The sequence below is a fragment of the Bacillus sp. PS237 genome, assembly GCF_037963345.1.
Taxonomy (GTDB): Bacteria; Bacillota; Bacilli; order Bacillales; family Bacillaceae; genus Bacillus; species Bacillus subtilis.
In genome coordinates this window covers 2,792,015-2,816,269 of record NZ_CP150156.1, presented here as the reverse complement: position 1 = coordinate 2,816,269, position 24,255 = coordinate 2,792,015, and the positions used below count along the sequence as shown (strand labels likewise).

Annotated in this window: 19 protein-coding genes and 1 other annotated feature; of the genes, 17 read left to right on the top strand and 2 right to left on the bottom strand. The window is 43.7% G+C overall.

All coding sequences use genetic code 11. The annotated features are described in order from the left end of the window. Positions 1-10 precede the first annotated feature (10 nt). The 7 genes from leuD to yihA all read left to right on the top strand — a co-directional run bounded on the left by leuD (position 11) and on the right by yihA (position 9,668). A complete protein-coding gene (gene leuD / locus NST22_RS14710; RefSeq protein ID WP_003229606.1) occupies positions 11-610 on the top strand; it encodes a 3-isopropylmalate dehydratase small subunit in 600 nt (199 codons plus the stop codon). Between the two features lie 118 nt (positions 611-728). Further along, positions 729-1,733: a DNA damage checkpoint antagonist DdcA gene (ddcA, locus tag NST22_RS14705; RefSeq protein WP_003229609.1), complete on the top strand. Its 1,005-nt coding sequence runs from the start codon at positions 729-731 to the stop codon at positions 1,731-1,733. A 227-nt stretch (positions 1,734-1,960) separates the two neighbouring features. Further along, entirely contained in the window at positions 1,961-3,235 is a 1,275-nt protein-coding gene (tig, locus tag NST22_RS14700; protein ID WP_003229611.1) for a trigger factor, read from the top strand. 271 nt (positions 3,236-3,506) lie between these two features. Continuing rightward, the gene (gene clpX, locus NST22_RS14695) at positions 3,507-4,769 is read left to right on the top strand and encodes an ATP-dependent protease ATP-binding subunit ClpX (protein ID WP_003229613.1); all 1,263 of its coding nucleotides are present in this window, start codon (positions 3,507-3,509) and stop codon (positions 4,767-4,769) included. 151 nt (positions 4,770-4,920) lie between these two features. Continuing rightward, positions 4,921-6,579 (top strand): ATP-dependent protease LonB, encoded by a 1,659-nt coding sequence (lonB, locus tag NST22_RS14690; protein WP_004398923.1) that lies wholly within the window; start codon positions 4,921-4,923, stop codon positions 6,577-6,579. A 180-nt stretch (positions 6,580-6,759) separates the two neighbouring features. Next, a complete protein-coding gene (lon, locus tag NST22_RS14685; RefSeq protein ID WP_003229618.1) occupies positions 6,760-9,084 on the top strand; it encodes an endopeptidase La in 2,325 nt (774 codons plus the stop codon). Next, a complete protein-coding gene (yihA, locus tag NST22_RS14680) occupies positions 9,081-9,668 on the top strand; it encodes a ribosome biogenesis GTP-binding protein YihA/YsxC (RefSeq protein WP_003229621.1) in 588 nt (195 codons plus the stop codon). Before lon ends, yihA begins: the two co-directional genes overlap by 4 nt. Positions 9,669-9,689: 21 nt before the next feature. Here the strand turns inward: yihA and NST22_RS14675 are convergent, their stop codons facing one another. Further along, positions 9,690-10,187: a hypothetical protein gene (locus NST22_RS14675; RefSeq protein WP_003229624.1), complete on the bottom strand. Its 498-nt coding sequence runs from the start codon at positions 10,185-10,187 to the stop codon at positions 9,690-9,692. 229 nt (positions 10,188-10,416) lie between these two features. On the opposite strand from NST22_RS14675, the gene hemA reads away from it, so the two are divergent. The 8 genes from hemA to cotN all read left to right on the top strand — a co-directional run bounded on the left by hemA (position 10,417) and on the right by cotN (position 19,586). Further along, positions 10,417-11,784 carry a glutamyl-tRNA reductase gene (hemA, locus tag NST22_RS14670; protein WP_004399038.1) on the top strand — a complete coding sequence of 456 codons (1,368 nt, stop codon included), beginning with the start codon at positions 10,417-10,419 and terminating at the stop codon, positions 11,782-11,784. Between the two features lie 7 nt (positions 11,785-11,791). Further along, positions 11,792-12,622: a cytochrome c biogenesis protein gene (locus NST22_RS14665; protein WP_003222575.1), complete on the top strand. Its 831-nt coding sequence runs from the start codon at positions 11,792-11,794 to the stop codon at positions 12,620-12,622. Positions 12,623-12,654: 32 nt separating this feature from the next. Beyond that, complete coding sequence (gene hemC, locus NST22_RS14660) at positions 12,655-13,599, top strand: hydroxymethylbilane synthase (protein ID WP_010886587.1); 945 nt, start codon at positions 12,655-12,657, stop codon at positions 13,597-13,599. After that, complete coding sequence (hemD, locus tag NST22_RS14655; protein ID WP_003229629.1) at positions 13,589-14,377, top strand: uroporphyrinogen-III synthase; 789 nt, start codon at positions 13,589-13,591, stop codon at positions 14,375-14,377. The genes hemC and hemD overlap by 11 nt, the downstream gene beginning before the upstream one ends. After that, complete coding sequence (gene hemB, locus NST22_RS14650; RefSeq protein ID WP_003229631.1) at positions 14,374-15,348, top strand: porphobilinogen synthase; 975 nt, start codon at positions 14,374-14,376, stop codon at positions 15,346-15,348. The genes hemD and hemB overlap by 4 nt, the downstream gene beginning before the upstream one ends. A gap of 29 nt (positions 15,349-15,377) precedes the next feature. Then, a complete protein-coding gene (hemL, locus tag NST22_RS14645; RefSeq protein ID WP_004398699.1) occupies positions 15,378-16,670 on the top strand; it encodes a glutamate-1-semialdehyde 2,1-aminomutase in 1,293 nt (430 codons plus the stop codon). A 130-nt stretch (positions 16,671-16,800) separates the two neighbouring features. Beyond that, positions 16,801-18,528 carry a spore coat morphogenetic protein SpoVID gene (gene spoVID / locus NST22_RS14640; protein WP_003246083.1) on the top strand — a complete coding sequence of 576 codons (1,728 nt, stop codon included), beginning with the start codon at positions 16,801-16,803 and terminating at the stop codon, positions 18,526-18,528. 32 nt (positions 18,529-18,560) lie between these two features. Beyond that, positions 18,561-19,586 (top strand): spore coat protein CotN, encoded by a 1,026-nt coding sequence (gene cotN, locus NST22_RS14635; RefSeq protein WP_004399056.1) that lies wholly within the window; start codon positions 18,561-18,563, stop codon positions 19,584-19,586. Positions 19,587-19,604: 18 nt separating this feature from the next. On the opposite strand, the gene NST22_RS14630 is transcribed toward cotN, so the two are convergent. After that, positions 19,605-19,796 (bottom strand): hypothetical protein, encoded by a 192-nt coding sequence (locus NST22_RS14630; protein ID WP_003222590.1) that lies wholly within the window; start codon positions 19,794-19,796, stop codon positions 19,605-19,607. Positions 19,797-19,961: 165 nt separating this feature from the next. Continuing rightward, positions 19,962-20,184: a binding site (T-box leader), on the top strand. A gap of 59 nt (positions 20,185-20,243) precedes the next feature. Here NST22_RS14630 and valS point away from each other — a divergent pair. Both valS and NST22_RS14620 read left to right on the top strand, forming a co-directional pair. Then, on the top strand, positions 20,244-22,886 hold the full coding sequence (gene valS / locus NST22_RS14625; RefSeq protein WP_004398606.1) for a valine--tRNA ligase: 2,643 nt from the start codon (positions 20,244-20,246) through the stop codon (positions 22,884-22,886). Positions 22,887-22,945: 59 nt separating this feature from the next. Beyond that, positions 22,946-24,238 carry a folylpolyglutamate synthase/dihydrofolate synthase family protein gene (locus tag NST22_RS14620; RefSeq protein ID WP_003229640.1) on the top strand — a complete coding sequence of 431 codons (1,293 nt, stop codon included), beginning with the start codon at positions 22,946-22,948 and terminating at the stop codon, positions 24,236-24,238. The last annotated feature ends 17 nt before the right edge of the window (positions 24,239-24,255 follow it).

Below are 24,255 nucleotides of genomic sequence, written 5' to 3'. Positions count from 1 at the left end.
AGTGCGCGAGATGGAACCTTTGAAATCACATACGGGGAAAGCAGCCGTATTAAATCGGATCAATGTGGATACAGACCAGATTATTCCTAAGCAATTTTTGAAGAGGATTGAAAGAACAGGCTACGGACGTTTTGCATTCTTTGACTGGAGATATGATGCGAATGGTGAACCGAACCCTGAATTTGAATTAAACCAGCCTGTTTATCAAGGAGCTTCCATTTTAATAGCAGGAGAAAACTTCGGCTGCGGGTCATCGCGTGAACACGCTCCGTGGGCACTTGATGATTATGGGTTTAAAATTATCATTGCGCCGTCATTCGCTGATATTTTCCATCAGAACTGCTTTAAAAACGGCATGCTTCCGATCCGCATGCCATATGACAATTGGAAACAGCTTGTCGGCCAGTATGAAAACCAGTCATTGCAAATGACTGTTGACCTTGAAAATCAGCTGATTCATGACAGTGAAGGCAATCAAATTTCATTTGAAGTTGATCCGCATTGGAAAGAGATGCTGATCAACGGATATGATGAAATTTCATTAACGCTGCTGCTGGAAGATGAAATCAAGCAATTTGAATCACAAAGAAGCTCTTGGCTTCAAGCCTGAAAAAGCGGCCGGTATTTGTCCGGCGGCTTTTTTTGCCTGGTGAAACCTTTCATTTCTTGTTTTTGTTCACAGGTGTTGATACACTTGAACAAAATAAATGCCTGAAAGGAATATAGGTATGACGCATGACAAGAAAAACGCAAAAATTATTCCTTTTCCTCATCTGAAAGACCGCCTTGTGGAAAAAGGGATGTCATCACTCAAGGAAAAAAAGTATCAAGAAGCGCTTGAACTGTTTTCAGAAGCGATGAAATATGATGATACTGAATCCGATCTTCACTTAGGGATGGCCATCTGCTTTTTAGAGCTGGGCGAGCTGGAAGAGGCAGAAAGCGTGTGCGAGAAGATGCTCAAAGAAGGTTATGGCCATTATTTTACGGTTTTGCAGGTGTACATGACCATCTTAATTCAGCTCAAAAAGTACGAAGAAGTCAAAAGCACCATTGAAGCCGTTTTGGAAGAAAATCAGCTGCCGGCAGAAAGTGCCGAGCAATTTTATAAGCTGCTGGATTTCAGCCGGAAAATGACCGATCCGGATCGTGAGGACGAGGCTTGGGCCGAAGAATATGAGGATACAATTGACACCGAGAAAGTGCTGGCAAGCCCTGAGGAGCAAATGAATCTCATTCATTCCTTAAAAGACCGTAACGTAGCAAAGTATACAGGATTGCTCAAAACAATCCTCCAAGACCCCTCAGCCCATCCGATTATCAAAACGATGATTGTCATGCTGTTGGCTGAGCATGAGTACAGTAAACCTGTACACATTAGTAAATTTGGCGAGTCGTTGACAATTGAACCGTCAGAGATTGTTCCGCCTGATGCCGCGCCGATTCTTCACCGTGTTCTCAGGGTGCTAGATGAGACACTTGGAAATGAAAATCCAACCTTATATGCAGCAGTAGAAGAATTGTGGAGAAGACATTTGTACGTTTTATATCCGTTCCAGCCGAAATTGCTGTCGGCTGACCTTTGGGCGGCTGCCCTTCATAAAGTCGGTTACGAGATGCACGGGATTGAAATTGAAAGCGAAGAACTTCATATGATGTATGAATTTACAGACAGAGAACTCGATGAAGCTTGCACAATGTTAAAAGATATTGAAGAAATTTCTTATTTGTAAATCGCGCCATATAGTTGAAAGCGCTATGTGTTATGTTATAATATAGTGGTTGTATTTGTGTATAACGGGTTATAAGAAATACGGTTGGACAGGCTTTGCAGTTCATTATTAACATCTATACATAATGATTCTGATCTTTGGCAGCTTTGTTTTTGTTGGACGAAGCCGAATGATTGCTTTAGAATGGAAGACCGACACAACCTGAATAGATTTTTGGAGGGAAACACATGTCTGTAAAATGGGAAAAACAAGAAGGCAACGAAGGCGTTTTAACGGTTGAAGTTGATGCTGAAACGTTTAAAACAGCACTTGATGATGCATTTAAAAAAGTAGTAAAACAAGTTTCAATTCCTGGATTCCGTAAAGGTAAAATTCCTCGCGGATTATTCGAACAGCGCTTTGGCGTAGAAGCTCTTTACCAAGATGCTTTGGATATTCTTCTTCCTGTAGAATACCCTAAAGCGGTTGAAGAAGCTGGAATCGAGCCTGTAGACCGTCCTGAAATCGATGTTGAAAAAATCGAAAAAGGCGAAAGCTTAATCTTCACTGCGAAAGTAACAGTAAAACCTGAAGTGAAGCTTGGCGAATACAAAGGCCTGGGCATTGAAAAAGACGACACAACTGTAACTGACGAAGATGTTCAAAACGAACTAAAAGCCCTTCAAGAGCGTCAAGCTGAGCTTGTTGTAAAAGAAGAAGGCGCCGTTGAAGAAGGAAACACAGTTGTTCTTGATTTCGAAGGATTCGTTGACGGCGAAGCTTTCGAAGGCGGAAAAGCTGAAAACTACTCTCTAGAAGTAGGTTCTGGTTCATTCATCCCTGGCTTCGAAGATCAATTAGTTGGCCTTGAAGCAGGTGCTGAGAAGGATGTTGAAGTGACATTCCCTGAGGAGTACCACGCTGAAGATCTTGCAGGCAAACCAGCTGTGTTTAAAGTGAAAATTCACGAAATCAAAGCGAAAGAGCTTCCTGAGCTTGACGATGAATTCGCAAAAGATATCGATGAAGAAGTGGAAACACTTGCTGAATTAACTGAAAAAACAAAGAAACGTTTAGAAGAAGCAAAAGAAAACGAAGCTGACGCTAAATTGCGTGAAGAGCTTGTTCTGAAAGCTTCTGAAAATGCTGAAATCGATGTGCCTCAAGCAATGGTCGACACTGAGCTTGACCGCATGCTGAAAGAATTCGAACAGCGTCTGCAAATGCAAGGCATGAACCTTGAGCTTTACACTCAATTCTCAGGCCAAGATGAAGCTGCGCTTAAAGAGCAAATGAAAGAAGATGCTGAAAAACGCGTAAAATCTAACCTGACTCTTGAGGCGATTGCGAAAGCGGAAAACCTTGAAGTATCAGATGAGGAAGTTGATGCTGAGCTTACAAAAATGGCTGAAGCATACAACATGCCTGTTGAAAATATTAAACAAGCCATCGGTTCTACTGACGCGATGAAAGAAGATTTAAAAGTTCGCAAAGCAATTGATTTTCTTGTAGAAAACCGTTAATATGGTGCATAATAATAGTACTAATAAAACAGGGCGCGAATCATTCGTGCCTTGTTTTGTACAATTATGAGTTATCTCTTTTTCTTGGGGCAATATAGTTAATGCAGGGCTGTTTTTTGTCATACATATAGAATGTGCAAGTCAGAAACACATTGTTACCGTCTTTTTGGAAAGTATGGTAAAATGCAATACATACTCGTTCGTTTCAAGAATCATTTTCTTTTGCTCTGCCGGTAAAAGAAAAAGTGAGACAAGATTAAGGGGTGAAAGAATGTTTAAATTTAACGAGGAAAAAGGACAATTAAAATGCTCGTTCTGTGGAAAAACACAAGATCAGGTTCGTAAGCTTGTAGCTGGACCTGGTGTATATATATGTGACGAATGTATCGAACTCTGCACTGAAATTGTAGAGGAAGAACTCGGAACAGAAGAAGAAGTAGAATTTAAAGACGTACCAAAGCCTCAGGAAATTCGCGAAATTTTGAATGAATATGTCATCGGCCAAGATCAAGCGAAGAAATCACTTGCTGTTGCTGTGTATAACCACTATAAGCGCATTAACTCCAACAGCAAAGTTGATGATGTTGAGCTTTCAAAAAGTAATATTTCATTAATCGGCCCTACGGGAAGCGGTAAAACCCTTCTGGCGCAAACATTGGCTCGCATTTTAAATGTGCCGTTTGCGATTGCGGACGCTACATCTTTGACTGAAGCTGGATACGTGGGTGAAGATGTAGAGAATATTCTCTTGAAGCTCATCCAAGCTGCTGATTATGATGTGGAAAAAGCCGAAAAAGGCATTATCTATATTGATGAAATCGATAAAGTGGCTAGAAAATCTGAAAACCCGTCTATCACACGTGATGTGTCAGGTGAGGGTGTACAGCAGGCATTGCTTAAAATTCTTGAGGGTACAGTGGCAAGCGTACCGCCTCAAGGTGGACGTAAGCATCCTCATCAAGAATTCATTCAAATTGACACAACAAATATTTTGTTCATTTGCGGCGGAGCTTTCGATGGTATCGAACAAATCATCAAACGCCGTTTAGGCCAAAAAGTGATTGGATTCGGTGCCGACAATAAAGCTGCTGATCTTGAGAAAGAAGATCTTCTTTCAAAAGTGCTTCCAGAAGATTTGCTCCGTTTCGGGTTAATTCCTGAATTTATCGGACGTCTTCCGGTTATTGCAAGCCTTGAAAAGCTTGACGAAGAAGCATTGGTTGCGATCTTAACAAAACCGAAAAACGCTCTTGTTAAGCAATTCAAGAAAATGCTTGAGCTTGACAACGTTGAGCTTGAGTTTGAAGAAGAAGCGCTTTCTGAAATTGCTAAAAAAGCAATTGAACGCAAGACTGGAGCACGCGGACTCCGTTCTATCATTGAAGGCATCATGCTTGATGTGATGTTTGAGCTGCCTTCTCGTGATGACATTGAAAAATGTGTAATCACCGGGGCAACTGTGACACACGGAGAGCCTCCTCGCCTCTTATTAAAAGACGGCACTGAGGTAAGCCAAGATAAAACATCTGCATAAAGATAAGCACAAACCTCCTGAGTGGTAACACTCAGGAGGTTTTTTTGCATGCAACTCTTCCGGAAAAACGTTTATTCCCGTCTTCTATGGGAGATACTAGCAATCAGAGGAATGAATTGGATACATAAATTGTTTTTCAGGAGGGACCACCATGAGTTGGACAGGGATCGCGTTATTTATTCAGCTGTTTTTTGGGATCATCATCGGTTTGTATTTTTGGAATTTGCTTAAAAATCAAAGGACACAAAAGGTCACGATAGATAAAGAATCAAAGAAGGAAATGGAGCAGCTTCGGAAAATGCGCGCTATCAGCTTGTCCGAGCCATTATCTGAGAAGGTCCGCCCCAAAAGCTTTAAAGATATCGTCGGACAGGAAGACGGCATTAAAGCATTAAAGGCGGCTTTATGCGGGCCAAATCCTCAGCATGTGATTGTCTATGGGCCACCGGGAGTTGGGAAAACGGCTGCTGCGCGGCTTGTGTTGGAAGAAGCAAAAAAACATAAACAATCACCGTTTAAAGAGCAGGCTGTCTTTGTGGAACTCGATGCGACAACAGCCCGTTTTGATGAAAGAGGAATTGCCGATCCGCTCATCGGCTCTGTCCATGACCCGATATACCAAGGGGCCGGAGCGATGGGACAGGCTGGGATTCCGCAGCCGAAGCAGGGAGCTGTCACCCATGCCCATGGCGGTGTGCTGTTTATTGATGAAATAGGGGAGCTGCATCCTATTCAAATGAATAAAATGCTGAAGGTGCTTGAGGACAGAAAAGTCTTTTTAGACAGTGCGTATTACAGTGAGGAAAATACACAAATTCCGAATCATATTCATGATATTTTTCAAAATGGGCTGCCGGCTGATTTTCGCTTGATTGGCGCGACCACGAGAATGCCAAACGAAATTCCGCCAGCTATCCGGTCCCGCTGTTTGGAGGTTTTTTTCCGCGAGCTTGAAAAGGACGAGCTGAAAACGGTTGCCAAAACAGCAGCGGATAAAATTGAAAAAAATATCTCCGAAGAAGGACTGGATCTTTTGACCAGCTACACGCGGAACGGGCGGGAAGCCGTCAATATGATTCAAATCGCAGCGGGGATGGCTGTAACGGAGAATCGAAAGGACATTACGATTGAGGATATTGAATGGGTCATTCACTCCAGTCAGCTTACTCCAAAGCACGAGCAAAAAATCGGTGTTGAACCACAGGTTGGCATTGTAAATGGGCTTGCAGTCTATGGGCCTAACAGCGGATCGCTTCTGGAAATCGAAGTAAGTGTAACCGCGGCTCAAGATAAAGGATCAATTAACATCACAGGAATAGCTGAAGAAGAAAGCATCGGCAGCCAATCAAAATCGATCAGGCGAAAAAGCATGGCGAAGGGTTCGGTTGAAAATGTATTAACCGTGCTCCGGACAATGGGAATGAAGCCTTCTGATTATGATATTCACATCAATTTCCCAGGAGGGATTCCGATTGATGGGCCGTCAGCAGGCATTGCGATGGCGGCGGGGATTTTCTCGGCGATACACAAAATTCCTATTGACAATACCGTTGCGATGACGGGCGAAATCAGCCTGAACGGTCTTGTGAAACCCATCGGAGGCGTCATTCCGAAAATAAAAGCGGCCAAGCAGTCCGGTGCGAAAAAGGTGATTATCCCATATGAAAATCAGCAGGCCATCTTAAAGCAGATTGACGGGATCGAGATTATTGCAGTGAAGACGTTCCAAGAAGTGCTTGATGAAATTTTGGTGAATCCGCCAACGGAACAAAAACCGTTTCATATCGAAATCAATAAAGAATCCGTTTAAACCCTATTTTGATAATAGGGTTTTTTTCATGAAGGACATCTTTTCCTTTTTCATATCAGAAAGAAAGGGTATACTACGAGGAGACTGTTTTATAGAAAATGGAACCATGCCGTTTATTGTACAAGGATGAAAAAGTTGTATTATAATGGTTCATACTAAAGTCACGGAGGTGTCAGTCACATGGCAGAAGAATTAAAACGCAGCATCCCGCTCCTCCCTTTAAGAGGTTTATTAGTGTACCCGACGATGGTTTTGCATTTAGATGTAGGACGTGACAAGTCGGTTCAGGCTCTTGAACAGGCAATGATGCATGATCATATGATATTTTTAGCCACTCAGCAGGATATTTCGATAGACGAACCTGGTGAAGACGAGATTTTCACTGTCGGCACCTATACAAAAATTAAGCAAATGCTGAAGCTTCCGAACGGTACGATTCGTGTGTTGGTGGAGGGCCTCAAGCGCGCCCATATCGTCAAATACAATGAACACGAGGATTACACGTCGGTTGACATTCAACTTATTCATGAAGATGATTCAAAAGATACAGAAGACGAAGCATTGATGCGGACTTTGCTAGACCACTTTGATCAGTACATAAAAATTTCTAAAAAAATCTCGGCCGAAACGTACGCTGCGGTTACTGATATCGAAGAGCCGGGGAGAATGGCAGACATCGTTGCTTCTCATCTGCCCCTTAAACTAAAGGATAAGCAGGATATTTTAGAAACGGCTGATGTCAAAGACAGGCTGAACAAGGTCATTGATTTTATTAATAATGAAAAAGAAGTGCTGGAGATTGAGAAAAAAATCGGCCAGCGCGTCAAACGTTCGATGGAGCGTACGCAGAAGGAATACTACTTGCGTGAACAAATGAAGGCGATCCAAAAAGAGCTTGGCGATAAAGAAGGCAAAACTGGCGAAGTTCAGACGCTGACGGAAAAAATCGAAGAAGCAGGCATGCCTGATCATGTGAAAGAAACAGCGCTTAAAGAATTGAACAGATATGAAAAAATTCCGTCAAGTTCTGCGGAAAGCTCTGTGATCCGCAACTATATCGACTGGCTGGTTGCTCTTCCGTGGACGGATGAAACAGATGATAAGCTTGATTTGAAAGAAGCAGGACGTCTCTTGGACGAAGAGCACCACGGGCTTGAAAAAGTAAAAGAACGTATTTTAGAATATTTGGCTGTCCAGAAGCTGACAAAATCCCTGAAAGGCCCGATTCTCTGTTTGGCAGGACCTCCAGGTGTCGGAAAAACGTCTTTAGCCAAATCAATTGCAAAAAGCTTGGGACGCAAATTCGTCAGAATCTCACTCGGAGGAGTTCGGGATGAATCAGAGATACGCGGACACAGACGGACCTATGTCGGAGCAATGCCTGGACGTATTATTCAAGGGATGAAAAAAGCGGGCAAGCTGAATCCGGTCTTCTTATTAGACGAAATTGACAAAATGTCATCTGATTTTAGAGGAGACCCATCATCCGCTATGCTTGAAGTGCTTGATCCAGAGCAAAACAGCAGCTTCAGTGATCACTATATTGAAGAAACCTTTGATTTATCCAAAGTGCTGTTTATCGCAACGGCGAACAATTTGGCCACAATCCCGGGCCCGCTCAGAGACAGAATGGAAATTATTAATATCGCAGGCTACACAGAAATAGAAAAACTTGAAATTGTAAAGGATCACTTGCTTCCAAAGCAAATCAAAGAACACGGGCTGAAGAAAAGCAATCTTCAGCTGCGTGATCAGGCGATTCTTGATATTATTCGTTACTATACGAGAGAAGCGGGTGTAAGAAGCCTTGAACGCCAGCTTGCCGCAATTTGCCGTAAAGCTGCAAAAGCCATTGTTGCTGAAGAGCGAAAACGAATTACGGTTACTGAGAAGAACCTTCAAGATTTTATCGGAAAACGCATTTTCAGATATGGACAAGCTGAAACAGAGGATCAAGTTGGTGTAGTGACAGGGCTTGCGTATACAACCGTTGGCGGAGATACGCTTTCGATTGAAGTATCGCTTTCACCGGGAAAAGGGAAATTAATCCTGACAGGAAAGCTCGGAGATGTTATGAGAGAGTCTGCTCAGGCTGCATTCAGCTATGTGCGATCCAAAACAGAAGAACTTGGCATTGAACCTGACTTTCATGAGAAGTATGATATTCATATACATGTACCAGAGGGTGCGGTGCCAAAAGATGGTCCGTCAGCCGGTATTACGATGGCAACAGCGCTTGTTTCTGCTTTAACGGGACGGGCGGTTTCGCGTGAAGTCGGCATGACTGGGGAAATCACGCTTCGCGGGCGCGTGCTGCCGATCGGCGGCTTAAAGGAAAAAGCGCTTGGCGCACATAGAGCGGGATTAACGACCATTATTGCGCCTAAAGATAATGAAAAAGATATAGAGGATATTCCGGAAAGCGTCAGGGAGGGGCTGACATTTATATTGGCGTCCCACTTAGACGAGGTTTTGGAACATGCCTTAGTAGGAGAGAAGAAATGAAAGTCACAAAGTCAGAAATCGTGATCAGTGCAGTAAAACCGGAACAGTACCCTGAAGGGGGGCTTCCGGAAATCGCATTGGCCGGAAGATCGAACGTAGGAAAATCGTCTTTTATCAATTCATTAATCAATCGCAAAAATCTTGCGAGAACGTCATCAAAGCCGGGAAAAACACAAACGCTTAATTTCTACATTATCAATGATGAGCTGCATTTTGTGGATGTGCCGGGCTACGGTTTTGCCAAAGTGTCAAAGTCTGAGCGTGAAGCATGGGGCAGAATGATTGAAACCTATATCACGACACGCGAGGAATTAAAAGCTGTGGTGCAGATCGTTGATTTGCGGCATGCGCCATCTAATGATGATGTACAGATGTATGAATTTTTAAAGTATTACGGCATTCCTGTTATTGTTATCGCTACAAAGGCGGATAAGATCCCGAAAGGTAAATGGGACAAACACGCGAAGGTTGTCCGACAAACATTAAATATTGATCCGGAAGACGAGCTGATCCTCTTTTCTTCAGAAACGAAAAAGGGAAAAGACGAAGCTTGGGGAGCGATCAAAAAAATGATAAACCGGTAGAGGATCCTCTACCGGTTTTATTTATCGTATAGATTTTTTTCGTTTTATCAATAATAACAATAAACTGATTCCAATAAAGACAAACGGCCAATACTCCTTCAGAAGCGCTGTTGGAATATGCGCAGACTCAAGCCATGCCATAATTTGTTTGAAAAAGTACAAAAACAGGGAAAAACAAATCATCGACACAGCTTCATATACATATTCTTTTTTTTGAACGGTTGAAACGAGAAGTGAGAAGCCGATCATAAAGAGGAGCATTTCAAAATCATCCGGCCACCATACCCATTTCGGCTTGGCAAAAAAGTGTAAACCGATCCCGAAGAGAAGCAAACCGATAAAAAAATGGGGTGTGACGGCTTCTTTTTTTCCTTGATATACAAAGGCTGCGCCTAACAGCATGAGGAGAACAGGCCATTGATCCTGCCCTGAAAACAGTTCGGCTTGGCCGCTTTCTAGCCATGCATATACAGAAGCGGCAAGCAGCAGACAAGGGAATAAAATTGATTTTTGTTTCATGCATATCACCTTCTTGTTTTTTAGAGCTGATGTGTAGTAAATTTCTGCTGTTTTTGGTATTGTCAATAGGAATGCTTCTTTTCCCTGAAGCTTTTTCTAATATAGCATAAGAATTTTAAAATCTGTTCACATTTTGTGAAAGAAACTATGTTATAATTATTATAAATAATGAGTTCTATGTTAGAATGATTATAAATTAAGATTGGGTGTTGGGGGTGTAATTAGAGCGATGCATATACTTGTTGTGGGAGTAGATTATAAATCCGCCCCTATTGAGATACGTGAAAAAGTAAGTTTTCAGCCGAATGAGCTGGCAGAAGCAATGGTGCAGCTGAAAGAAGAGAAAAGCATTCTTGAAAACATCATTGTCTCAACCTGCAACCGCACTGAAATTTATGCGGTAGTCGACCAGCTTCATACCGGCCGTTATTATATAAAAAAGTTTTTAGCTGATTGGTTTCAATTAAGCAAAGAAGAGCTGTCACCGTTCTTAACGTTTTATGAGAGCGATGCCGCTGTTGAGCATTTATTCCGTGTAGCCTGCGGACTTGATTCTATGGTGATTGGCGAAACGCAGATTCTCGGACAGGTACGCGACAGCTTTAAAACAGCTCAGCAAGAAAAAACGATCGGGACTATTTTTAATGAGCTGTTTAAGCAGGCAGTTACAGTGGGCAAACGGACTCACGCCGAAACAGACATTGGCTCAAATGCGGTGTCAGTAAGCTATGCTGCAGTTGAACTTGCCAAAAAAATCTTCGGAAATCTTTCAAGCAAGCACATATTGATTCTCGGTGCGGGAAAAATGGGCGAGCTTGCTGCGGAAAACCTGCACGGACAGGGAATCGGCAAGGTCACTGTCATTAACCGAACATACTTGAAAGCGAAGGAGCTTGCAGACCGTTTTTCAGGTGAAGCGAGAAGCTTGAATCAGCTTGAAAGCGCGCTTGCGGAGGCTGATATTTTAATCAGTTCAACCGGTGCAAGTGAATTTGTCGTGTCCAAAGAGATGATGGAAAACGCGAATAAGCTTCGCAAGGGACGTCCGCTGTTTATGGTCGACATTGCCGTGCCTAGAGATCTTGATCCGGCGCTGAATGATCTTGAAGGTGTTTTTCTTTATGATATCGACGATCTGGAAGGCATTGTAGAAGCGAACATGAAAGAGCGGAGAGAAACAGCTGAAAAAGTTGAACTGTTAATTGAAGAAACCATTGTGGAATTTAAACAATGGATGAATACACTTGGTGTTGTGCCTGTTATTTCTGCATTGCGCGAAAAGGCGCTTGCCATCCAGTCAGAAACGATGGACAGCATTGAGCGTAAGCTGCCTCACTTAAGCACAAGAGAGAAAAAACTGTTGAACAAACACACCAAAAGTATTATTAACCAAATGCTTCGTGATCCGATTTTAAAGGTGAAAGAGCTTGCGGCAGATGCTGATTCTGAAGAAAAGCTCGCGTTGTTTATGCAGATTTTTGATATTGAAGAAGCTGCGGGCCGTCAAATGATGAAAACCGTTGAAAGCAGCCAGAAGGTCCACTCTTTTAAGAAGGCTGAATCAAAAGCGGGCTTTAGCCCACTTGTAAGTGAGTGAAAGCTGAATGATTGATACTGCAATGGCAAGACTTAATGAGGGGACAATCGTCATTTACGCGTTAAGTGTACTCTTTTATTTTATAGATTTTCTTCAACACAACCGGAAGGCTGGAAAAATGGCCTTCTGGTTGCTTTCTATTGTCTGGACTCTGCAAACCGTGTATTTGGCCTATTTTATGTGGGTGACGGGGCGGTTTCCGGTATTAAATGTGACAGAGGCACTTTATTTTTATGCCTGGGTGCTTGTCACGCTGTCACTTGTACTGACAAAGCTTTTACGTGTTGACTTTATCGTGTTTTTTACAAATGTTATAGGATTTTCTATGATCGCCATTCACACATTTTCACCGACAGAGCAGCAGTCAGCTGCTTTTTCCGGGCAGCTTGTATCCGAGCTTTTGGTGATTCATATTACAATGGCGATTCTTTCATACGGCGCTTTTTCCCTTTCTTTCGTTTTTTCTGTGCTATATATGTTTCAATATCATCTGCTGAAAAAGAAAAAGTGGGGAAAATGGCTGTTGAGAATAGAAGATTTATCTAAGCTTGATTATATGGCGTATGTTTTAAATGTCATTGGGGTTCCGATGCTGCTGCTGAGTTTGATTCTCGGCGTCATTTGGGCGTATGTCTCACTAGAAACGCTGTATTGGTTTGACGCCAAAGTGCTTGGTTCGTTTGTCGTCCTGCTGCTGTACAGCTATTATCTTTATATCAGGCTGATTAAGGAGCTGCAAGGAAAGGTCGCTGCACTGTGGAATACGGCTTGTTTTCTGGTGCTGATGATCAATTATTTCCTGCTTGGAAGCCTGTCGCAATTCCATTGGTTCAGTTAAACGATGTCCCAAGCAGATTCGGGAGGAAAGAAATGATGAGAACGATTAAAGTAGGTTCCAGACGGAGCAAACTCGCTATGACTCAAACAAAATGGGTTATTCAAAAACTGAAGGAAATCAATCCTTCGTTTGCTTTTGAAATTAAAGAGATCGTGACAAAGGGCGACCGGATTGTCGATGTTACACTCTCAAAAGTGGGTGGAAAAGGGCTTTTTGTCAAAGAAATTGAACAGGCGCTTTTAAACGAAGAGATTGATATGGCAGTGCACAGCATGAAGGACATGCCTGCTGTTTTGCCTGAAGGCCTTGTGATCGGCTGTATTCCTGAACGGGAGGACCCGCGTGATGCCCTTATTTCAAAGAATCGCGTAAAGCTTTCAGAAATGAAGAAAGGTGCTGTCATTGGCACAAGCAGTTTAAGAAGAAGCGCGCAGCTTTTGATTGAGCGCCCTGACCTTACAATTAAATGGATTAGAGGTAATATAGATACAAGACTTCAAAAGCTGGAAACAGAGGATTATGACGCAATTATTTTAGCGGCTGCCGGCCTTTCCAGAATGGGTTGGAAGCAAGATGTCGTAACCGAATTCCTTGAGCCTGAGCGCTGTTTGCCTGCTGTGGGGCAGGGAGCCCTGGCGATTGAGTGCCGAGAATCGGATGAAGAGCTGTTGGCGTTGTTTTCTCAGTTTACAGATGAATATACAAAACGGACTGTCTTAGCGGAACGTGCTTTTTTAAACGCGATGGAGGGCGGCTGCCAGGTTCCGATCGCGGGCTACTCCGTGTTAAATGGACAGGATGAAATTGAAATGACAGGTCTTGTCGCTTCACCTGACGGCAAAATCATTTTTAAAGAAACCGTCACCGGAAACGATCCGGAGGAAGTAGGAAAGCGCTGTGCCGCTCTTATGGCTGACAAAGGAGCAAAAGATTTAATTGATCGTGTAAAACGGGAGCTTGACGAGGATGGAAAATGATTTTCCGTTGAAAGGAAAAACAGTGCTTGTCACCCGGAATAAGGCACAGGCAGCATCATTTCAGCAAAAAGTGGAGGCGCTTGGCGGTAAAGCGGTTTTAACCTCTTTGATTACGTTTCGCCGCGCTTTGCCGAATGATGTTGCGGAACAGGTAAGAGAGGATCTTGCCGCGCCAGGCTGGCTTGTTTTTACAAGTGTGAACGGGGCAGACTTCTTTTTTTCTTATCTGAAGGAAAATCAGCTTATTCTCCCTGCGCATAAAAAAATTGCAGCCGTCGGTGAAAAAACCGCGCGCCGTTTAAAAATGCATAACGTATCGGTTGATGTGATGCCACAGGAGTATATTGCTGAACAATTGGCTGACGCTCTTAAGCAGCATGCTGAACCGGGGGAGACCATTACCGTGATGAAAGGGAATTTGTCACGTGATGTGATAAAACAAGAGCTTGTCCCGCTCGGTTTTGAAGTAAAGGAATGGGTTCTCTACGAAACGATTCCGGATGAAGAAGGCATTGAGGCATTGAAAGACGCTGCGGGTCAATATTCCTTTGACTATGTAACATTTACGAGTTCATCAACCGTACATACGTTTATGCATGTCTTGGGAGAAGAATTAAAAAAGTGGAAGGCGAATGGGACGGCCTGTATCAGCATTGGGCCTTTAACAAATGATGCCCTTCTGACGTACGGCATCACATCGCATACGCCTGATACATTTACAATAGATGGCATGCTTGAGTTAATGTGCAGCATGTCAAGAGAGGAAGAGAGAATATGAGTCAATCATTTAATAGACACCGCCGCCTGCGGACATCAAAAGCAATGAGAGAAATGGTAAAGGAAACACGTTTGCATCCATCAGATTTTATATATCCGATTTTTGTCGTTGAAGGGCTGGAAGGCAAAAAAGCTGTTCCGTCAATGCCTGATGTTCACCATGTATCATTAGATTTATTGAAGGATGAAGTAGCGGAGCTGGTCAAACTGGGCATTCAATCTGTTATCGTGTTCGGCATCCCGGAAGAAAAAGATGATTGCGGAACACAAGCGTACCATGATCACGGAATTGTCCAAAAAGCCATCACAGAAATTAAAGAACACTTCCCTGAAATGGTTGTTGTCGCTGACACGTGCCTGTGCGAATATACAGACCACGGCCATTGCGGACTTGTCAAAGACGGAGTCATTCTCAATGATGAATCGCTGGAGCTTTTGGCGCAGACAGCTGTCAGCCAAGCGAAAGCAGGTGCGGATATCATTGCGCCATCAAACATGATGGACGGATTTGTTACAGTGATCAGAGAAGCACTTGATAAAGAAGGATTCGTCAATATTCCCATCATGTCTTACGCTGTTAAATATTCAAGTGAGTTTTACGGTCCGTTCCGTGATGCAGCAAACAGCACACCGCAATTCGGAGACCGCAAAACATATCAGATGGACCCTGCCAACCGTATGGAGGCACTCCGCGAAGCACAATCAGATGTTGAGGAAGGCGCGGACTTTTTGATTGTCAAACCTTCGCTTTCTTATATGGATATCATGCGTGACGTAAAAAATGAGTTTACTTTGCCGCTCGTCGCTTATAATGTAAGCGGAGAGTATTCAATGGTGAAGGCTGCAGCGCAGAACGGCTGGATCAAAGAAAAAGAAATTGTGTTGGAAATTTTGACAAGCATGAAGCGCGCGGGTGCCGACCTGATTATTACGTATCATGCGAAAGACGCAGCGAAATGGCTTGCGGAGTAATTTTATTCAGTTGACAGGAGTTGAGGCAGATGAGAAGCTATGAAAAATCAAAAACGGCTTTTAAAGAAGCGCAAAAACTCATGCCGGGCGGTGTGAACAGTCCCGTTCGCGCATTTAAATCGGTAGACATGGACCCGATTTTTATGGAGCGCGGAAAAGGCTCGAAAATCTTTGATATTGACGGGAATGAATATATTGACTACGTCTTGTCATGGGGGCCTTTAATTTTAGGGCATACAAATGACCGCGTCGTAGAAAGCCTCAAAAAAGTGGCTGAATACGGGACAAGCTTTGGTGCTCCGACTGAAGTAGAAAATGAACTGGCTAAGCTCGTCATTGATCGTGTGCCATCTGTAGAAATTGTACGAATGGTAAGCTCCGGAACAGAGGCTACAATGAGTGCCCTCCGTTTGGCAAGGGGCTATACGGGCCGCAACAAGATTTTAAAATTTGAGGGCTGCTACCACGGACACGGCGATTCTCTCTTGATTAAAGCTGGTTCAGGTGTTGCCACTCTCGGTCTGCCTGACAGCCCGGGGGTGCCTGAAGGCATTGCGAAAAACACCATCACCGTTCCGTACAATGATTTAGAAAGTGTAAAGCTTGCTTTCCAGCAATTCGGTGAAGACATTGCGGGAGTCATTGTAGAGCCAGTTGCCGGAAATATGGGTGTTGTTCCGCCGCAAGAAGGTTTCCTTCAGGGTCTGCGTGATATCACTGAGCAGTACGGCTCCCTGCTGATTTTTGATGAAGTGATGACTGGCTTCCGGGTCGATTATAACTGCGCTCAAGGCTACTTCGGCGTAACGCCTGATCTGACTTGTTTAGGAAAAGTAATCGGGGGCGGACTTCCTGTCGGCGCTTATGGCGGAAAGGCAGAAATCATGGAGCAGATCGCTCCAAGCGGTCCGATCTATCAAGCTGGTACATTGTCAGGCAACCCGCTTGCGATGACGGCTGGCTTAGAGACATTGAAACAGCTGACACCTGAATCCTACAAGAATTTCATCAAAAAAGGCGACAGACTGGAAGAAGGAATTTCAAAAACCGCCGGGGCTCATGGCATTCCGCATACCTTTAACCGTGCAGGTTCGATGATCGGTTTCTTCTTTACAAACGAACCAGTCATCAATTATGAAACAGCGAAATCATCTGATTTGAAGCTGTTCGCAAGCTATTATAAAGGGATGGCAAATGAAGGGGTATTCCTTCCGCCATCACAATTCGAAGGTCTTTTCCTCTCAACGGCCCATACTGATGAAGATATTGAAAACACAATCCAGGCAGCTGAGAAAGTATTTGCTGAGATCAGCCGCAGATAAGAGTGAAAACCGGTATCAAGGACTCCTTGTGCCGGTTTTTTCGTGCTCTCCCACTCATATTTTCTCCAGTTCATACATACACCTTTAGTGACATCTAATTTTAAGGATTAGATGAAAGGAGGATATGAACTTGCCGCAAAATCATCGATTGCAATTTTCTGTAGAAGAATCGATCTGTTTCCAAAAAGGACAGGAAGTTTCTGAACTGCTTTCTATTTCATTAGATCCTGATATTAGGGTTCAGGAAGTAAATGATTATGTATCAATCATAGGATCGCTTGAACTTACAGGTGAGTACAACATAGATCAAAACAAACATACCGAAGAGATTTATACAGATAAGCGGTTTGTTGAACAAGTCAGAAAGAGAGAGGATGGAAGTGCGGAACTGACTCACTGTTTTCCTGTGGATATTACCATTCCGAAAAATAAAGTGAGCCATTTACAGGATGTCTTCGTCTTTATTGACGCATTTGACTATCAATTGACGGATTCGCGCATTTTAACAATTCAAGCTGATTTAGCGATCGAAGGGCTTTTGGACGATACGCAAGACAAAGAGCCGGAGATACCTTTATATGAAGCTCCTGCGGCATTCAGGGAGGAAGAGCTTTCAGAGCCGCCGGCACATAGTGTAGTAGAAGAACCGGGTGCATCATCGGCAGAGGAAGCAGTTCTTCAGCATGAACCGCCAGCCGAACCGCCAGAACTTTTTATCTCGAAAGCGGGGCTCCGTGAAGAACTGGAGACAGAAAAAGCAGAATCTGAGCCGCCTGAATCGGTTGCTTCAGAACCAGAGGCCAGAGAAGATGTGAAAGAGGAAGAAGAGTCAGAAGAGCTTGCTGTGCCGGAAACGGAGGTTCGTGCTGAATCGGAAACAGAAGAATCTGAGCCAGAACCTGATCCTTCAGAAATAGAGATTCAAGAGATCGTTAAAGCAAAAAAAGAAACGGCAGAGCCGGCAGCTGCAATAGCGGATGTTCGTGAAGAAGCAGACTCTCCAGCGGAGACTGAGCTTCGTGAACACGTTGGAGCAGAAGAATCGCCTGCTTTGGAAGCTGAGCTTCATTCAGAGACTGTGATTGCAAAGGAAAAAGAGGAAACAACAGTGTCTCCTAATCATGAATATGCGCTGCGCCAAGAGGCTCAAAATGAAGAAGCAGCTCAATCGGATCAGGCTGATCCTGCGCTTTGCCAAGAAGAGGCGGAACCGGATGAAGCTTTGGAGAGTGTATCAGAGGCCGCTCTCTCCATAGAAGATAGCAGAGAAACAGCTTCAGCTGTATATATGGAGAATGACAATGCCGATTTACATTTCCATTTCAATCAAAAAACAAGCTCGGAGGAGGCATCTCAAGAAGAATTGCCTGAACCGGCATACCGTACCTTCCTGCCTGAACAAGAAGAGGAGGATTCTTTTTATTCAGCGCCTAAGCTGCTGGAGGAGGAAGAACAAGAGGAAGAGAGCTTCGAAATTGAAGTGAGAAAAACACCATCAGCTGAAGAGCCTAAGGAAGAAACACCTTTTCAATCCTTCCAGCTGCCTGAATCTTCTGAGACTGAAAGGAAGGAAACGGATGCTGTTCCTAGGGTTGCTCCTGCTGCTGAAACGAAGGAACCTCAAACAAAGGAAAGTGATAATTCTCTTTATTTAACAAAACTCTTTACAAAAGAAGCGGATGAGTTTTCGAGAATGAAAATTTGTATTGTGCAGCAGGAAGATACGATCGAGCGTTTATGCGAACGGTATGAAATTACATCCCAGCAGCTGATCAGGATGAATTCTTTAGCCTTGGATGATGAATTAAAAGCAGGACAGATTCTCTATATTCCTCAATATAAAAATAGCCATGCGTAAACCGTAAGTGATCGGAAAATGTGGTGAATGAAATGGAAGATACCCAATCGGTTCTTCAGGAATACGGACTGACTGCTCAATTTATTGAGCCTGTCAGTCCTCTTGTTTGGAAAGTGTATACAGACTACGGCATATTTGCCCTGAAAAAATTGAAAGAAGGTCGCGGCAAGCATTTTACAGATCATATGGTGGCGATTGAGGAAAAAGGCTTTCGTTCATTCGTTCCCGTTTACAGAACAAATAGCGGTGAGTTTTTCTCAGCAGGCATACAATACGGAGATATCTACTATTTAATGCCTTGGCTCCAATTTGACCAAGAGGAAGAACGGGATCAAAAACATGCTTATTTATTTAGAGAAACAGCCCGTCTTCACGAGAGAACCGCGCAGGAACTAAAGGTTAGACGTGATGAGATTGAACGTTATTACGGGCAAACGAAAAAAAAGTGGGAACAAGATAAAATTTTCTATGAGCAGTTTGTGGATAGAGCGGAGAAGGAATGGTACCTTTCTCCCTTTGAACTCCAGGCCATAACCTATTTTTCTGAAACCATTTCCGCGGTGAACTTTGCGCTGGAACGGCTGGAGGACTGGTATGAGTCCGCAAAGGAAAAGGACGTTTCAAGGGTTGTAATGAACCACGGCAGCCTGTCTATACACCATTTTCTGTATAATGATGCCGGGACCGGATATTTTACAAACTTCGAAAGAGCATCTGTCGGTCCGCCGCAAAACGACCTGCTCGGCTTTTATACAAAAATGTTCAGAGGCTTTCCGAAAGCTTGTCCGGAATGCGTCGAATGGTTTTATGGATATACGAAATCATTCCCTTTGCGTGAAGCGGAAGTCAGCCTTTTTCTCAGCTATATGGCATATCCGGCAGCCATGTACAAGGTGCTGAACGGTTATCAAACTGGGAAAAGACAGCATGAAAAAGAGGAATGTACACAATTATTAAAGGCTTATTGGCAAATGAAAAACATAGAGCCGTTTGTGATGAAAATTCATCAGATTGAACAAGAGAAAAAATTTCAGGCTGAAAACGAGTCCACGTCTTAATGGCGCGGACTTGTTTGTTTATATCCATTCTAAATGAAGGGCGCAAGCTAAAAAGATTAGGATTGCGAGCAGCAAAACATCAAAGGTTGTCGGAAAGAAAATGGTTCTGATTCCTTGAAAAATCGTAATGGGAATAATCACTTGTGCGGATACAAGCCGAATTTGCCTTACCCATGGCGGCAGCGAATAAGAGCTGAAACGTTTCTTCACGGTGCATCCTCCTCTACGCATTTACAAGCATCATATGTAAACTTGGGCAATAGGTGCCTGCCCATCTGTATAGAAAGCGGTGTTTTTGGAAAAGATGATTGACGAATCAAAAACACTTTTACTATAATAAAGAACATAAATAATGTATACAATGAGCTGATAAATACACCTGCTTAGAACGGGAAGAGTACAAAAAAGGCGCATGCAGAGAGAGAAGCCGTTTGCTGAAAGGCTTCTTATGTTGTCTGATTGGAAGGTCGCCCGGGAGCATAATTTCTTGAAAGAAGAGTAGAGAAATTCGGGAAACACCCGTTATCCGTTATAAGTGCATGAACTGATTGAGTTCATGAAAAAAGGTGGTACCGCGAAAGAGCTTTTCGTCCTTTTACAGGGATGAAGAGCTCTTTTTTCGTTCTCAGCCATTTTTAAACATGCTGGAGGGTTATGATGGAAACGAATGAACAAACAATGCCGACGAAATATGATCCGGCAGCGGTTGAAAAAGACCGATATGATTTTTGGCTAAAAGGCAAATTTTTTGAAGCGGGCAGTGACCAGACAAAAGAGCCATACTCTGTTGTCATCCCGCCGCCAAACGTAACAGGGAGACTTCACCTTGGCCACGCATGGGACACAACGCTGCAAGACATTGTAACAAGAATGAAACGCATGCAGGGCTATGATGTGCTGTGGCTTCCTGGCATGGACCACGCCGGCATCGCGACACAGGCTAAAGTGGAGGCGAAACTTCGTGAAGAAGGCAAATCCCGCTACGATTTAGGCCGTGAAAAATTCCTCGAAGAAACGTGGAAGTGGAAGGAAGAATATGCTGACTTTATTCGCAGCCAGTGGGCGAAATTAGGTCTTGGCCTAGATTATTCCCGTGAACGTTTTACGCTGGATGAAGGCTTGAGCAAAGCGGTAAGGGAAGTATTCGTTAAGCTTTATGAAAAAGGCCTGATCTACAGAGGCGAATATATTATTAACTGGGACCCAGCGACAAAAACAGCCCTATCCGACATTGAGGTGATTTACAAGGATGTTCAAGGCGCATTCTATCATATGAGCTATCCGCTTGCTGACGGTTCAGGCTCAATTGAAATTGCGACGACACGTCCTGAAACAATGCTCGGTGATACAGCTGTTGCCGTTCACCCTGAAGACGAGCGCTATAAACACCTTATCGGAAAAACGGTGATCCTGCCGATTGTAAATCGTGAAATTCCGATTGTCGGTGATGACTATGTTGATATGGAATTTGGTTCAGGTGCCGTGAAAATTACGCCTGCTCATGATCCGAACGACTTCGAGCTTGGCAACCGCCACAATTTAGAACGCATCCTTGTCATGAATGAAGATGGCACGATGAATGAAAATGCGCTCCAATATCAAGGTATGGATCGTTTTGAATGCCGCAAAAAGCTCGTGAAAGATTTACAGGAGGCGGGAGTTCTCTTCAAGATCGAGGATCATATGCACTCTGTCGGCCATAGTGAACGAAGCGGGGCTGTTGTGGAGCCTTATCTTTCTACACAATGGTTTGTGCGCATGCAGCCGCTTGCTGATGCAGCGATTGAGCTGCAAAAAAAAGAAGAAAAGGTCAACTTTGTGCCTGACCGTTTCGAAAAAACGTATTTACACTGGATGGAAAATATCCGCGACTGGTGTATCTCCCGTCAATTGTGGTGGGGCCATCGTATTCCTGCCTGGTATCATAAAGAAACAGGCGAGCTATATGTCGGACTTGAAGCGCCGGAAGACAGCGAAAATTGGGAACAGGATACAGACGTACTGGATACATGGTTCAGTTCTGCGCTATGGCCTTTCTCCACAATGGGCTGGCCTGATGTAACGGCTGAAGACTTTAAACGCTACTATCCGACAGATGTTCTCGTGACAGGGTACGATATCATTTTCTTCTGGGTATCACGCATGATTTTCCAAGGCATTGAATTTACAGGCGAGCGCCCGTTCAAAGATGTTTTAATCCACGGCTTAATCCGTGACGAGCAAGGCCGGAAAATGAGTAAATCTCTTGGCAACGGTGTCGACCCGATGGATGTGATTGACAAGTACGGAGCCGATTCTCTGCGTTATTTCCTTGCGACTGGAAGCTCTCCTGGCCAGGATCTGCGCTTCAGCTATGAAAAAGTGGAATCGACCTGGAATTTTGCCAATAAAATTTGGAACGCCTCCCGTTTTGCATTAATGAATATGGATGGCATGACGTACGATGAGCTTGATCTGTCAGGTGAAAAGTCAGTCGCTGACAAGTGGATTTTAACGCGATTAAATGAAACGATCGAGCACGTGACCCAGCTTGCTGACCGATATGAATTTGGTGAAGTAGGACGCCATTTATATAACTTTATTTGGGATGATTTCTGTGATTGGTATATTGAAATGGCGAAGCTTCCGCTTTATGGAGAAGACGAAGCGGCTAAGAAAACTACCCGTTCCATCCTTGCTTACGTACTTGATCAAACGATGCGTCTGCTCCATCCGTTTATGCCATTCTTAACGGAGGAAATTTGGCAGCACCTTCCTCACCAAGGGGAATCGATTACAGTAAGTCAATGGCCTGCAGTAGTGCCGGAGCATACCGATACTGAAGCGGCAGCTGACATGAAGCTTCTTGTTGAGCTGATCCGTTCTGTGCGCAATATCCGCAGTGAAGTCAATACGCCAATGAGCAAGCAGGTTGAACTGTACATTAAAACAAGCACAGACGAAATAGCGTCCCGCCTCGAAGCGAACCGTTCATATGTTGAACGCTTTACGAATCCGAGCGTGCTTAAAATCGGCACCGATATTGAGGCTGTTGATAAGGCGATGACGGCCGTTGTCTCAGGAGCAGAGGTTATTCTTCCGCTTGAAGGCTTAATCAATATTGATGAAGAAATTGCCCGTCTGCAAAAAGAATTTGATAAACTGACAAAAGAAGTTGAGCGTGTCCAAAAGAAACTTGGAAATGAAGGATTTATGAAAAAAGCGCCTGCACACGTAATTGATGAAGAACGTGAAAAAGAAAAAGATTATGTGGCGAAGCGTGACGCTGTTCAAAAACGAATGGCTGAGCTGAAGGGTTAATGAAAAGCCGGGGCGGTTTCTAGAGAAACCGCCTTGTCTTATAAAAGAGGGGATTATCATTGTTTACTGCATATCAAGATGCGCGCAGCTGGATTCACGGGAGGCTGAAATTCGGGGTGAAGCCCGGACTTGGTCGAATGAAACAGCTGATGGCGCGGTTAGGACATCCTGAAAAAAAAATCCGAGCGTTCCACGTCGCAGGAACAAACGGTAAAGGATCAACTGTCGCTTTTATCCGTTCTATGCTGCAGGAAGCCGGATATACGGTTGGAACATTTACATCGCCTTATATTATTACGTTTAATGAACGGATCAGCGTAAACGGGATACCGATTTCAGATGAGGAATGGACAGCACTCGTCAATCAAATGAAACCGCACGTTGAAGCCCTTGATCAAACGGAATACGGACAGCCGACAGAATTTGAAATTATGACAGCTTGTGCATTTTTATATTTTGCAGAGTTTCATAAGGTCGATTTTGTTATTTTTGAAACAGGTCTGGGCGGTAGATTCGATTCTACTAATGTGGTTGAACCGCTCTTAACTGTGATTACAAGCATCGGACACGATCATATGAACATTTTGGGAAACACCATTGAAGAAATTGCAGGAGAAAAGGCCGGCATTATTAAAGAAGGTATTCCAATCGTTACAGCAGTTACCCAGCCGGAAGCTTTACAGGTCATCCGCCATGAAGCCGAACGGCATGCTGCGCCGTTCCAGTCATTGCATGATGCATGTGTTATTTTCAATGAAGAGGCTCTGCCTGCAGGAGAACAGTTTTCATTCAAAACGGAAGAGAAATGCTATGAAGATATTCGGACATCTCTGATTGGCACCCATCAAAGACAAAATGCTGCTTTGTCCATTTTGGCTGCGGAGTGGCTCAATAAGGAGAATATCGCCCATATCAGTGACGAAGCGTTAAGGAGCGGGCTTGTGAAGGCTGCTTGGCCGGGACGGTTAGAGCTTGTTCAGGAACATCCTCCGGTATATTTAGACGGTGCGCATAACGAAGAAGGTGTTGAAAAGCTGGCGGAAACGATGAAGCAGCGTTTCGCCAATTCACGCATTTCTGTGGTGTTTAGCGCGTTAAAGGACAAACCGTATCAGAACATGATTAAAAGACTGGAAACCATTGCTCATGCGATTCATTTTGCTTCTTTTGATTTCCCGCGTGCTTCCCTTGCAAAAGATCTCTATGATGCAAGTGAAATCAGCAATAAAAGCTGGAGTGAAGATCCAGACGATGTAATCAAATTCATAGAAAGTAAAAAGGGCTCAAATGAAATTGTGCTGATTACCGGATCTCTTTACTTTATTTCTGACATTCGAAAAAGGTTGAAATAAAAGCATCCGGCTCCGGC